The organism is Sphingomonas sp. FG14, from assembly GCF_057809675.1.
Window position 1 is genome coordinate 277227 of record NZ_JBMDKK010000002.1, and the last position, 12341, is coordinate 289567.

Annotated in this window: 18 protein-coding genes; 15 read left to right on the forward strand and 3 right to left on the reverse strand. The window is 66.0% G+C overall.

Annotation, left to right across the window (positions count from 1 at the left end; genetic code table 11):
* Positions 1-114: 114 nt before the first annotated feature.
* The 15 genes from ACODTA_RS09445 to grxD all read left to right on the forward strand — a co-directional run bounded on the left by ACODTA_RS09445 (position 115) and on the right by grxD (position 10906).
* A complete protein-coding gene (locus ACODTA_RS09445) occupies positions 115-822 on the forward strand; it encodes a CoA transferase subunit A (protein WP_489065650.1) in 708 nt (235 codons plus the stop codon).
* Between the two features lie 20 nt (positions 823-842).
* A complete protein-coding gene (locus ACODTA_RS09450; protein WP_489066194.1) occupies positions 843-1706 on the forward strand; it encodes a 5'-nucleotidase, lipoprotein e(P4) family in 864 nt (287 codons plus the stop codon).
* A 2-nt stretch (positions 1707-1708) separates the two neighbouring features.
* Positions 1709-2344, forward strand: a complete 636-nt coding sequence (locus tag ACODTA_RS09455; RefSeq protein ID WP_489065651.1) for a 3-oxoacid CoA-transferase subunit B — start codon at positions 1709-1711, stop codon at positions 2342-2344.
* 65 nt (positions 2345-2409) lie between these two features.
* The gene (locus ACODTA_RS09460) at positions 2410-3390 is read left to right on the forward strand and encodes an NAD-dependent epimerase/dehydratase family protein (RefSeq protein ID WP_489065652.1); all 981 of its coding nucleotides are present in this window, start codon (positions 2410-2412) and stop codon (positions 3388-3390) included.
* Positions 3375-4064, forward strand: coding sequence for a glutathione S-transferase family protein (locus tag ACODTA_RS09465; RefSeq protein ID WP_489065653.1), 690 nt, complete (start codon positions 3375-3377; stop codon positions 4062-4064). Before ACODTA_RS09460 ends, ACODTA_RS09465 begins: the two co-directional genes overlap by 16 nt.
* The gene (locus ACODTA_RS09470) at positions 4061-4372 is read left to right on the forward strand and encodes a DUF6665 family protein (RefSeq protein ID WP_489065654.1); all 312 of its coding nucleotides are present in this window, start codon (positions 4061-4063) and stop codon (positions 4370-4372) included. Before ACODTA_RS09465 ends, ACODTA_RS09470 begins: the two co-directional genes overlap by 4 nt.
* Positions 4373-4403: 31 nt before the next feature.
* Positions 4404-5132, forward strand: coding sequence for a hypothetical protein (locus ACODTA_RS09475; protein WP_489065655.1), 729 nt, complete (start codon positions 4404-4406; stop codon positions 5130-5132).
* 176 nt (positions 5133-5308) lie between these two features.
* Positions 5309-6619, forward strand: a complete 1311-nt coding sequence (locus ACODTA_RS09480) for a serine hydrolase domain-containing protein (RefSeq protein ID WP_489065656.1) — start codon at positions 5309-5311, stop codon at positions 6617-6619.
* A gap of 52 nt (positions 6620-6671) precedes the next feature.
* The gene (gene leuC / locus ACODTA_RS09485) at positions 6672-8102 is read left to right on the forward strand and encodes a 3-isopropylmalate dehydratase large subunit (RefSeq protein ID WP_489065657.1); all 1431 of its coding nucleotides are present in this window, start codon (positions 6672-6674) and stop codon (positions 8100-8102) included.
* Between the two features lie 64 nt (positions 8103-8166).
* The gene (locus ACODTA_RS09490; protein ID WP_489065658.1) at positions 8167-8298 is read left to right on the forward strand and encodes a hypothetical protein; all 132 of its coding nucleotides are present in this window, start codon (positions 8167-8169) and stop codon (positions 8296-8298) included.
* A gap of 2 nt (positions 8299-8300) precedes the next feature.
* Positions 8301-8897: a 3-isopropylmalate dehydratase small subunit gene (leuD, locus tag ACODTA_RS09495; RefSeq protein ID WP_489065659.1), complete on the forward strand. Its 597-nt coding sequence runs from the start codon at positions 8301-8303 to the stop codon at positions 8895-8897.
* A complete protein-coding gene (locus ACODTA_RS09500) occupies positions 8894-9895 on the forward strand; it encodes an NADPH:quinone oxidoreductase family protein (protein WP_489065660.1) in 1002 nt (333 codons plus the stop codon). Before leuD ends, ACODTA_RS09500 begins: the two co-directional genes overlap by 4 nt.
* Before the next feature lie 107 nt (positions 9896-10002).
* Entirely contained in the window at positions 10003-10326 is a 324-nt protein-coding gene (locus ACODTA_RS09505; RefSeq protein ID WP_489065661.1) for a DUF1476 domain-containing protein, read from the forward strand.
* A gap of 2 nt (positions 10327-10328) precedes the next feature.
* Positions 10329-10562: a BolA family protein gene (locus tag ACODTA_RS09510; protein WP_489065662.1), complete on the forward strand. Its 234-nt coding sequence runs from the start codon at positions 10329-10331 to the stop codon at positions 10560-10562.
* 11 nt (positions 10563-10573) lie between these two features.
* Positions 10574-10906 (forward strand): Grx4 family monothiol glutaredoxin, encoded by a 333-nt coding sequence (gene grxD / locus ACODTA_RS09515; RefSeq protein WP_489065663.1) that lies wholly within the window; start codon positions 10574-10576, stop codon positions 10904-10906.
* 51 nt (positions 10907-10957) lie between these two features.
* Here the strand turns inward: grxD and ACODTA_RS09520 are convergent, their stop codons facing one another.
* From ACODTA_RS09520 to ACODTA_RS09530, 3 genes are read right to left on the reverse strand one after another with little or no spacing between them, the layout of a single operon-like run.
* On the reverse strand, positions 10958-11485 hold the full coding sequence (locus ACODTA_RS09520) for a tetratricopeptide repeat protein (RefSeq protein WP_489065664.1): 528 nt from the start codon (positions 11483-11485) through the stop codon (positions 10958-10960).
* A 40-nt stretch (positions 11486-11525) separates the two neighbouring features.
* The gene (locus ACODTA_RS09525) at positions 11526-11711 is read right to left on the reverse strand and encodes a hypothetical protein (protein ID WP_489065665.1); all 186 of its coding nucleotides are present in this window, start codon (positions 11709-11711) and stop codon (positions 11526-11528) included.
* Positions 11708-12160 carry a hypothetical protein gene (locus ACODTA_RS09530; protein WP_489065666.1) on the reverse strand — a complete coding sequence of 151 codons (453 nt, stop codon included), beginning with the start codon at positions 12158-12160 and terminating at the stop codon, positions 11708-11710. Before ACODTA_RS09530 ends, ACODTA_RS09525 begins: the two co-directional genes overlap by 4 nt.
* Positions 12161-12341 lie beyond the last annotated feature (181 nt).

A 12341-nucleotide genomic window follows, 5' to 3' on the forward strand; every position in this document is an offset into this window, starting at 1 on the left:
CGGGGAATTTGCGATTGCATTTTCTGCAATCGTGGTTGCACAGCCGTCCAATTGACCGGTCCCCGGCGGCCCGCCTATGGCGGGCGCCAGGGAAAAATCTCTGGAGAGGCGCACATGAAGAAGCTCTATTCCGACGCGGCCGCGGCACTTGACGGCCTGCTGTTCGATGGCATGACCCTGTGCGCGGGCGGCTTCGGCCTTTGCGGCATCCCGGAGCGTCTGATAGACGCGATCCAGGCATCGGGCGTCAAGGATCTCACCATCGCCTCGAACAATGCGGGCATCGACAATGAAGGCCTCGGCAAGCTGCTGCGCAGCCGCCAGGTCAAGAAGATGATCGCCTCCTATGTGGGCGAGAACAAGGAATTCGAACGACAATATCTGTCGGGCGAACTCGAAGTCGAATTCTGCCCGCAGGGCACGCTGGCCGAGCGCTGCCGCGCCGGTGGCGCGGGTATCCCCGGCTTCTATACCAGGACCGGCGTGGGCACGCTCGTCGCCGAGGGCAAGGAAGTGAAGAGCTTCGACGGCGAAGACTATGTTCTCGAACGCGGCATCCGCGCCGATCTGTCGATCATCAAGGGCTGGAAGGCTGATGAGGCAGGCAACCTGATCTTCCGCAAGACCGCGCGCAACTTCAACCAGCCGATGGCGACCGCAGGCAAGATCTGCGTCGCCGAAGTCGAGGAAGTGGTGCCCGTCGGCAGCCTCGATCCGGACAGCATCCACCTGCCCGGCATCTATGTGAAGCGTCTGATCATCGGCGCGCCGTACGACAAGAAAATCGAGTTCCGCACGGTTCGCGAGCGCGAAGCGGCGTGAAACGGGCGCCGGCCGCGGCGATGCTGGCCTGCGTAGCCGCGCTTGGCGGCTGCGCGACCGCCGGCCCGCCGTCCTCGGCGCCGGTCGCGGCGGCCAGACCGTCGACGCCCGCGCCGGGCTTCCAGTATCTCTACGGCTCCGGCGAGGCGGGCGCGCTTTCGATCCAGGCGTTCCGCGCCTTGCTCGATCACGTCTCCGTGCAGGCGAAGGCCCGGCCGAAGGACAGCGTCGTGCTGGCCGATGGCGCGACGCTGGAGTCGCCGGCTTTCGTGCCGTGCGGTGACAAGCCCTTCGCCGTCGTGTTCGACGTCGACGAGACGCTCGTGCTCAATCTCGGTTTCGAGGAATGGGATGCGCGGCGTGGTGGCGGGCCTTTCGACAGCGCGATGTGGGATCGCTGGGAAAAGACCGGAGCAGGCGCGGTTTCGCCGGTGCCCGGCGCGGTGTTCGCGGTCAATGCGCTGCGTGCGCAGGGCGTTGCGGTGGTCTTCAATACCAATCGCGCCGCCGTCAACGCGGCGGGCACGGTGGCGGCGATCAGGGCGGCCGGACTGGGCGACGCCGTTCATGGCGAAACGCTGTTCCTGTCGGGCGACGACGCCATGGGATCGCGCAAGGATGGCCGCCGCCGGACGATCTCCGCACGCTATTGCGTCTTGGCGCTGGGCGGCGACCAGCTCGGCGATTTTTCCGATCTGTTCAATGCGATCAAATCTGTGCCCGATCGGCGCATGGCGGCGATCCGGGGCCGGATCGCGCAACTCTGGGGGGGCGGCTGGTTCGCCTTGCCCAATCCCGTTTACGGAAGCGGCCTGAAGGGTGGCTTCGAAGACATATTCCCTGCGGACAAGAGGTGGGCCGAGCCCGCCGAAAAGGAGAAGTGAGAATGGCCTGGACCCGTGACGAAATGGCCGCGCGTGCCGCCAAGGAGCTGAAGGACGGCTTTTACGTCAATCTCGGCATCGGCATCCCGACGCTGGTGGCGAACCACATTCCCGAGGGCGTGGAAGTGACGCTCCAGTCGGAGAACGGCATGCTCGGCATCGGGCCGTTCCCCTATGAGGACGAAGTCGACCCCGACCTGATCAACGCCGGCAAGCAGACGATCAGCGAATTGCCCTCGTCGGTCTATTTCTCGTCGTCGGACAGCTTCGCGATGATCCGCGGCGGCCATATCGACCTGACCGTGCTCGGCGCGATGGAGATCTCCCAGACCGGCGACATCGCCAACTGGATGATCCCCGGCAAGATGATCAAGGGCATGGGCGGCGCGATGGATCTCGTGGCCGGCGTCAAGAAGATCATCGTGGTGATGGAGCATAACTCCAAGGCCGGCGATCCCAAGTTCATCCCCGAATGCACGCTGCCGCTGACCGGCAAGAATGTCGTCGATATGATCATCACCGATCTGGCGGTGTTCCAGCGCCCCGATCACGACAGCCCGTTCAAGCTGATCGAACTGGCGCCCGGCGTGACCGCCGAGGACGTGGCCGCGAAGACCACCGCCAACTACGTCCAGTAAAATGGGCGGGCAGTAAAAGAGCGCGCCGGGTTCCGCCCGAACGAAGACACGGTTAGGAGAGCGCCATGCGCATTCTCCTGACCGGATCGTCGGGCTGGCTCGGCCGCTTCCTCGCGCCCCGGCTGCGTGCGGCGGGGCATCGCGTGACGGGCCTGGATGTCGCGCCCGGCGCGGATACCGATATTGTCGGCTCGGTCGCCGATCGCGCGACAGTCGATCGTGCCTTCGCCGATCACGGCATCGAGGCGGTGATCCATGGCGGCGCGCTCCACAAGCCCGATATCGTCCGCTATCCCGCCCAGGCGTTCGTCGACGTCAACGTCACCGGCACGCTCAACCTGCTCCAGGCGGCGGCAGCGGCGGGCAATGACCGTTTCGTCTTCACCTCCACCACATCGCTGATGATCTCCGCGTCGATCCGCGCGGGCAGGGGCGGCGGCACCCGCGAAGCCGCGTGGCTGACCGAGGAGATGGCGCCGCTGCTGCCGCGCAACATCTATGGCGTCACCAAGCTTTCGGCTGAACATCTCTGTCGGCTCCATCATCTGGAGCACGGGCTGAACATCGTCGTGCTGCGCACCGGTCGTTTCTTTCCCGAAGACGACGACATGGCGCACGAGATCGCCGAGAACGGCCCCAACACCAAGGCGAACGAGTTTCTCAACCGCCGGCTGACCGTCGAGGACGCCGCCGAGGCGCATGTCGCGGCGCTCGATCGTGCACCGGCCCTGGGCTTCGAGACCTTCATCGTCGCGGCGCCGACGCCGTTCCGGCACGGGGACTGCGCGGCGCTGATCGCGGATGCGCCATCGGTCGTCGCGCGTTATTTTCCCGAGGCGGCCGCGCTTTACGCCACGCGGGGCTGGACGCTGCCGGCGCATATCGATCGGGTCTATGCGGCGGAAAAGGCGGAACGGCTGCTGGGCTTCCGCTGCCGGACCGATTTTGCCGCGATCCTGGCCGCGCTGGCGGACGGTGCGCCGCTGCCGTTCGGCCACGATCCCGACTATCTGTCCCCGAAGGAGCCGGCATGCGCTACACGCTGATCACCGCGAACCGCAATTATTCGAGCTGGTCGCTCAGGCCCTGGCTGCTGATGCGTATGCTCGGCATCGCGTTCGACGACCGGATCGCGCCCTTCACCAGGCCCGACAATTTCGAGGAATTCAGGCACTTCTCGCCGACCGGGCAGGTACCCGTGCTGATCGATGGCGATCGCACGATCTGGGACTCGTTCGGCATCGCGCTCTACCTTGCCGAGCGGCATGATGGCGTGTGGCCCGCCGACGAGGCCGCGCGCGCCTGGGCGATCTGCGCGACGGCGGAAATGCATGGCGGTTTCGGCGCGCTGCGCAACGATTGCACGATGAATGTCGGTGTCCGCGTCGTTCCCAAGCCGATGAGCGACGCGCTCGCGCGCAATGTCGCCCGGATCGGTGAACTCTGGGCGGAGGGGCTGGAGCGTTTCGGCGGCCCCTGGCTCGCCGGCGATGTCTTCACCGTCGTAGATGCCTTTTACGCGCCGGTCGCCTATCGCGTGCGGACCTATGATCTCGATGTCGGCGCGGCGGGCCGCGCCTGGACCGATCGCATCATCGCGTTGCCGGCGATGCGGGAATGGGAAGCGCAGGCGCTGGCCGAAGCATGGCGTGAGGAAGGTCATGAGGCCGAACTGGCCGCCTGTGGCGCCATCGTCGCGGATCATCGGACCGGCGCATGATCGTGCCCGGCCGCAAGTCGCTCGGCGATGCTGCGCTGGGCGCGCTCGAGGCCGAACTGCTCAACGAGAAGGTGGAGGCGCTGGGACGCGCCGGGCGCGCGGCGCAGGATGCGCTGAAGGCGCTTTCCAATGGCGATCCCGATATGCGCGAAGCACTGCTCGATGCGGCGGCCGGCAAGGTCTGGAGCTTCGTGGTCCAGCGCGAGCTCTGCGGCCTCGCCAATGCCGATGCGGTGATCGCCGATCTCCAGGTTCCACCAGAGGTGGTCGCACGGCTCGGCATTGCGCAGCGAAAGCCCCCGCTATAGCATCGTGCCCGCAATCCGGGGGGAGGGCGACATGGCGACGATGGCGGGCAAGCCGCGCGGAGGGATGACCGCGGAACGGCGCTTCTTCACGATCATGGCCGGGATCACGTTGATCTCGACCTTTATCGGCTTCATGCCGAGCTATTATCTGCGCGGCATCGCGCCGCCCTATTTCCCGTTCCCGCCGATGACGCCGCTCGTCCATGCCCATGGTCTGGTCTTTTCGGCGTGGGTGATGCTCTTCATGGTCCAGACCACGCTGGTCGCGGCCGGGCGCGTCGATATCCACCGCCGGCTTGGCGTGCTCGGCATGGTGCTCGTCGCGCTCATGATCCCGCTGGGCATATGGGTGGGGCTGGCGGGCGTCGGTCGCCCGACCGCGCCGCCGGGAATCGATCCGCTTTCCTGGGCGGCGATGCCGTTGATGGACGTGCCGGTATTCGGCGGACTGATCGTCGCGGCGCTCGTCAACCGCCGCGATCCGCAGATGCATAAAAGGCTGATGCTGATCGCGATGGTCAACATGCTTCAGCCGTCGATGGGGCGGATGCCCTTTCCGCATCCCGTGATCGGCATGTTCCTGCCGATCCTGTTCCTGCTGCCGCTGTTCGTGTGGGACTGGAAGACGCGTGGGCGCATCCATCCCGCGACGCTTTGGGGCAGCCTGATCGTCGTGTCGGTGATGATCGTCCGGCCGATGATCTGGACGACGCAGCCCTGGATGGAGTTCGTGCGCTGGGCGTCCGCCTTCGCGATTTGAGCGCTAAAGCGATGAGCCGAGTCGATTGCGCGGTGAAGCGGGCTGTCATCGGGACGATCCCTGCGCGCCGCGCTTGGCAAGTCTGTGGATAAAAGCTTAGGATTCGAGCCGTCTGATAGAGCCGCAAAGGGCCAGGGTGTCGCTTGATTGATAGGAAGGTCGCCGGGGGGCGCCGCTTGAGATACGGATTACCGCTCATTCTGGGCGTCGTCGCGTGTGGCGCGGTCTACAGCTTCGTCAATGGCGGGCCGACCCGCGCGGCGGATGACGCCGATGTCCAGCCGCCCTCATTCTCCTACACCGCCGCGCTTTCGCCTGCCGCCGCGATCGTCTCCGGGCCTCAGCGCATCGACTATCGTCATATCGACCAGCGGCTTTCTCGCCTCGTCGATAGCAAGGACATGGTCGGGGTGGCGGTCGCGATCGTCGAGAATGGCCAGATCAGCTTCGTCAAAGGCTATGGCGTCACGCAGATCGGCACGTCCGATCCTGTGACGCCGACCACGGTTTTTCGCTGGGCGTCGCTTTCCAAGGGGGTCGCCGGCACGCTCGTTGCCGAGCTGGCGCGTGAAGGCCGGCTGTCGCTCGATACGCCCGTTTCGCAGTTCCAGACGACATTGCGCCTGCCGGGCGGCGGTGAGGATCGCGTAACGGTGCGCGACTTGCTGTCGCAGCGCACCGGCGTCGTCCGCAACGCCTATGACGAAAAGCTGGAGGAAGGGCAGGATCCCAAGCTGATCCGCGCTTCGCTGGCGCAATTGCCGGCATTCTGTTCACCCGGCCAATGCTATACCTATCAGAATGTCGCGTTCGACGCCGCGAGCGAGGTCGTCCAGCGTGTCACCGGACGGCCCTATGGCGATGTCGTGCGCGACAAGCTGTTCCTGCCGCTGGGCATGACCAATGCCAGTGTCGGGCGGGCGGGGCTGGAATCCGCGATCAGCTGGGCGCGGCCGCATCGCAGTCGCGGCCAGATGCTCCAGACCAAGGACGCCTATTATCGCGTGCCGGCGGCGGGCGGCGTCAATTCCTCGATCTTCGATCTCGCGAAATGGATGCGCGCGCAGATGGGTGGGGCGACGTCCGTGCTGCCATCGGCGCTGCTCGACGAAATCCATGCGCCTCTGGTCGCGACGCCGCCGCACGGCCCGCGCGGCGAAGCGGATCGCGCGCTCAACGCCCATGCCTATGGCCTGGGCTGGCGGGACTTCTCCTATGCCGGGCACCGTCAGGTCGGCCATCGCGGCGCGGTTGATGGCTATCGCTCGCTGATCCTGTTCGATCCGGTCGAACGGACGGGGATCGCGATGCTGTGGAATTCGCACAGCAGCAAGCCGGTGGGTCTGCAGCTCGAACTGCTCGACATGTTGTATGGTCTGCCGCGTCACGACTGGATGAAGCTGGACGAAAAATCGTCAGGTCCGGCAGTCACCGTCGCGGCGGCATCGGTCTCGACCTCGCCCGGGCGGACCGGCGGAGGCCGGTGATCCGGCGCACTGGCCACTTGCCCATGCGGCAAAGCGCGCTATGGCCGGACGCATGACCCAAGCCCGCACATTGTACGAGAAGATCTGGGACGCCCATGTCGTGGAACGCCGCGACGACGGCACGTGCCTGATCTATATCGACCGCCATCTGGTTCATGAAGTGACCAGTCCGCAGGCCTTTGAGGGGCTGCGCGCCGCCGGGCGCCCCGTCCGCCGGCCGGACCTTACGCTTGCGGTGCCCGATCACAATCTGCCGACCACCGCACGCCTCGACGCGGCTGGCAATCGCCTTCCCATCGCGGACGCTGAATCGGCCGGGCAGCTCGCCGCGCTCGAACGCAACACCGCCGAGTTCGGCGTGCCCTATATCGACGCGGTCGCCGATCGCCAGGGCATCGTCCATGTCGTCGGCCCCGAACAGGGCTTCACCTTGCCGGGCTGCACCCTGGTGTGCGGCGACAGCCATACCGCCGCGCATGGCGCGCTGGGCGCGCTCGCCTTCGGTATCGGCACCAGCGAGGTCGAACATGTGCTGGCGACGCAGACGCTGCTGCTGAAACAGTCCAAGAGCATGGAGATCCGCGTCGATGGTACGCTGGGCTTCGGCGTCAGCCCCAAGGATGTGATCCTGGCGATCGTTGGCCGCGTCGGCGCGGCGGGCGGCACCGGCTATGTCGTCGAATATACCGGATCGGTGATCCGCGACATGTCGATCGAGGGACGGCTGAGCGTTTCGAACATGGCGATCGAGCATGGCGCCCGTTCGGGCCTGATCGCGCCGGACGAAAAGACCTTCGCCTATCTGAAGGGGCGGCCGATGGCGCCGACCGGCGCGGACTGGGACGCGGCCGTTGCCTGGTGGAAGACACTGCCGACCGATCAGGGCGCGCGCTACGATCGTGTCGTCATCCTCGACGCTGCGGAGATCGCGCCCAACGTCACCTGGGGCACCAGCCCGGAGGATGTCGTGCCGGTGACGGGGATCGTTCCCGACCCCGAGAGCTTCGCCGACGCGTCGAAGCGCGAGGCGGCGCAGAAATCGCTCGACTATATGGGGCTGTCCGCCGGGCAGCGCATGCAGGACGTCGCGGTCGAGAACATCTTCATCGGAAGCTGCACCAACAGTCGGATCGAGGATCTGCGCGCGGCCGCCGCGATCATACGCGGGCGGCATATCGCGTCGGGCATCAAGCAGGCGCTGGTCGTTCCCGGATCGGGACTGGTCAAGCGTCAGGCCGAGGCCGAAGGGCTCGACCGCGTCTTCACCGAAGCGGGCTTCGAATGGCGCGAACCGGGCTGTTCGGCGTGCCTGGGCATGAATCCGGACAAGGTGCCGGCGGGCGAGCGCTGCGCCTCCACCTCTAACCGCAACTTCATGGGGCGACAGGGGCCGGGCGCCAGGACGCATCTGGTTTCGCCGGCGATGGCGGCGGCGGCGGCGGTCACCGGCCGGTTGACCGATGTGCGCGAGTTGATGGGATGATGCCGATATGGCATCTGAACGGGCAAGGGCGGCATGCCGAGACCCGTCGAACAGGGGACGGATGATGAAGCGTGTGATGATCTTGTTGTTCGGCGGCGCATTGCTGAGCGGCATCGCGGCCTATGCGGCCATGGCGAAAACCGAGCCGCGCAAGCCGATCGAGAAGGTGCCGGCCGTTCCAGGGACGCCGAACTGAACATGAACCCGGTATCCACGATCGAGGGGCGGGCCTATCCGCTGGGCCTGAAGAATGTCGACACCGACATGATCATCGCGGCGGCATGGCTGAAGACGATCAGCCGGGCGGGGCTGGGCGAGGGCGCGTTCGAAGCCCTGCGCCGCGAGCCGGGCAACGTGTTCGACGATCCCGAATATGCGGGCGCGCCGATCCTGATCGCCGGCGACAATTTCGGCTGCGGGTCGAGCCGCGAACATGCGGCCTGGGCGATGCTCGATCGTGGTATCACCGCAGTGATCGCACCAAGCTTTTCGGATATTTTCTCGAGTAACGCGTTCAAGAACGGCATGCTCGCGGTTGTGTTGCCACAGGACGCGATCGACCGGTTGATCGAGGTCGCCAAGACCGATCCGATCCATATCGATCTGGACAGCCAGACGGTGACGACGCCTTTCCAGGATCGCTTCGTTTTCGAGATCGATCCGTTCCGCAAGCATTGCCTGAGCAACGGCCTGGACGAAGTGGGCCTGACCCTGGCGATGGACGCGAAGATATCGGCGTTCGAGCGTCAGGTTGCGGCCGATCGCCCCTGGGTGGCCGGAGCGATCGCGGCATGAAGGCGCTGCTTTCCATCGCGGTCGGCGGCCCGGAGACGCTGGTCGTCGAGGAACGCCCCGATCCCGTCGCCGGCCCCGGCCAGTTGCTGGTGGCGGTGCGCGCCTGCGCGGTGAATTATCCCGATGTGCTGATCATCGAGGATAAATATCAGTTCAAGCCGCCGCGCCCTTTCTCGCCGGGCGGCGAGATCGCCGGCGTGGTCGAGGCGGTGGGTGAGGGCGTGACCGGCTGGTCACCCGGAGATCGCGTCATTGCGGTCTGCGGATCGGGCGGCATGGCGGAGAAAATCGCCATTCCCGCCGCCAGCGCCTATCGCCTGCCCGAAGGGCGGAGCTTCGTCGATGGTTCGGCGCTGCTGCTGACCTATGCCACCACCATCCATGCGCTGAGCGATCGTGGCCGCCTGAAGGAAGGCGAGACCTTGCTGGTGCTGGGCGCCGCGGGCGGCGTCGGCCTGGCGGCGGTTGAACTGGGCAAGGCATTCGGCGCGCATGTCGTCGCGGCGGTCTCCAGCGAGGAGAAGGCTGCGGCCGCCAGGCGTGCAGGGGCGGATGATGCGCTGGTCTATGATCGCGGCCCCTTCGATCGGGACGCGTCCAAGGCGCTGGCCGATGCCTTCAAGGCGAAGGTCGGCCCCAATGGCGCGAACGTGATCTATGACGCGGTCGGCGGCGATTATTGCGAGCCGGCGCTGCGTTCGATCGCCTGGGAAGGCCGCTATCTCGTCGTCGGCTTCCCGGCCGGCATTCCCAAGCTGCCGCTCAACCTGACCCTGCTCAAGAGCTGCGACGTCTGCGGCGTCTTCTGGGGGGCCTTCGCCGCGCGCGATCCGCGCGCGAACCAGGCGCATGTCGCGCGGCTGCTGCGGCTGTGGGACAGCGGCCAGATCTCGCCGCGCGTCACCGCGACCTATCCGCTGGAAAAGGGCGGAGAAGCGATCGCGCGCATGGCCGCGCGTGACGTGATCGGCAAGGTCGTGGTCACGATCGGCGACTGATCGCCGGCTACGACGGTCGATATAATTCGATCCAGCCCGCCGTTGCGGTTGCGGCGCTCCATCCCTATGTCCGGTGGAATAGCTTACACGCCATATAAGGATCGCCCATGACCACTTTCGACGATCGCGAACGCGCCTTCGAGACCAAGTTCGCCCGCGACGAGGAAATGATGTTCCGCATCACCGCCCGCCGCAATCGCCTGGTGGGTCAGTGGGCAGCCGAGAAGATGCGCCTGACGCCCGAGGAAACCGACGCCTATGCCAAGGCCGTCGTCCAGGCGGATTTCGAGGAAGCCGGCGACGAGGACGTGATCCGCAAGCTGCTGGGCGACCTGACTTCGGCGGGGCTCGAGATCGACGAGGCCGGCGTGCGCGCGGCGCTCGAGGAAAAGACGGTCGAGGCGCGCCGCCAGTTGATGGAATCGCAGTAATCATGCCGATGGCGGCTGAAGATATCGAGGCGATGATCGTGGCCGCGATCCCCGACGCCAGCGTCGAGATCACCGATCTCGCCGGCGACGGCGATCATTATGCGGCACGGGTGGTGAGCGCGAGCTTTCGGGGAATGCCCCGGGTGAAACAGCATCAGGCCGTCTATGCCGCGCTGGGTGGCCGGATGGGCGGGGTGCTGCACGCGCTTCAACTCACCACCGTGGCGCCCGACTGAGGAGTAATGACATGACCGACGATACCCGCGCCCGCATCGACGAACTGGTGAAAGCCAATCCGGTGCTGCTGTTCATGAAGGGCACGCCGCTCTTTCCGCAATGCGGCTTTTCCAGCCGCGCGATCGCGATCCTCGATCATATCGGGGTCGATTACGAAACCGTGGACGTGCTGCAGGACCAGGGCATCCGCCAGGGCATCAAGGATTATTCGGACTGGCCGACGATCCCGCAGCTTTACGTGAACGGCGAATTCGTCGGCGGATCGGACATCATGATGGAGATGTATGAGGCCGGCGAACTGCATGCGCTGTTCGGCGGCACGGATCAGGCCGCGGCGGGCTGATCCCGTTTTACTTGTCATTCCCGCGCACGCGGGAATGACAATGAATACGCCCTATTGAAGCCCCAGGCCCCGGCTGTTGAGTGCGGCCATCGCGCGCGGATTGCCCTTCGCGGCTGAGGCGCGGAACCATTTGACGGCTTCCGCCTCGTCCTTCTCGACGCCCTGGCCGCTGGCATAGCAGATCGCCAGATTGTACATCGCGCCGGCATGGCCGCGTTCGGCGGCCAGCCGGAACCAGTGCGCGGCCTCTGTTCGGTCCTCCGCCACGCCCCTGCCGTTATAATAGCTGTTGCCCACGTTGAGCATCGCGCCCGAATGGCCGCGCTCGGCCACTTTGCGATACCAGCGCAACCCCTCTGCCTCGTCCTTGGGAACGCCGCGTCCTTCGGAATATTTGGCGCCCAGATAGAACATCGCCGCCGGATCGCCGGCCTCCGCGCGGGACAGCAGCGGCTGGATCGGCGTGTCGATCGAAAGCGCGCCTGGCTTCGCGCCGCCCTTCGGCGCGCTGGTTTGCGCGGTGGCGGGTGGCTGGACGGCCAGCATGGCGAGAATCAGGATAGGGACTGGCCGGGTCATCGAATTTCCGGCGCGATTGAAGACGCCCGCCGATGCCCTGTCAATCGTGGCGCAGGCGGCGCGGCGTTTCGGCGATCGCCACCAGCGGCATCGCGATCGTGAAGGCGAGCACGCCCATCAACGCGCCGATCAGCGGATCGCCGAGCGCGTCGCTGATCAGGAAGGCGAACAGCGCCGTGGCGGCGGCGGCGATCAGGATGCCGCTATGCGATCTGATCGCGCTCATGGCCGGATCGCTTTCACGACATAGGCGGCGAGCGCCGACAATTGACTGCGGGTATAGCCCGCCGACAAGAAGCCCGCGCGTTCGTTGTCGCTGGTCTTGCCGCCGCCGATGCGCAGCAACACCGCCATGCGGCGCAGCGCTTCCAGTCGTGGATCGGCGAGCCGGTTCGGGCGGCGGATCTTGAAGACGGCTTCGAGCAGCCGCCGCAGCCGGCCGGGCGCGGACAGGCTGGCCGCGCCATCGGCGCGCGCCAGCGCGATCACCGCCCATTCATGGCCCTGGAACGCGGCTTGCGATGCGGCGCCGGCGACGGCCGGGGAAAGGCGCGGTTGAGCGAGATCGAGAAAGGCCATCGTCGGGGTCCTGTCGGGATCGGCCCGGCCGGAAAGGGGGAACCGGCCGGGCCTCTTGGGGGCGCTTTCCCAATAGCGCCGCTCCGATCGTTTCATTAGAGGGGTATTCGGATACTTACCGTTTCGCATTCTTTCCTGATGTTGTGGCGGTTGGCATCCAAGCTGTATTATTACAATAATACACTATGGTGATAACGTCAAGCGATTACCGGGAGTTTTGGCGGCGCGCGCGCGGACGCCTATAGGGAGGCATCGAATCAGCCTGTGTTTGGGAGCG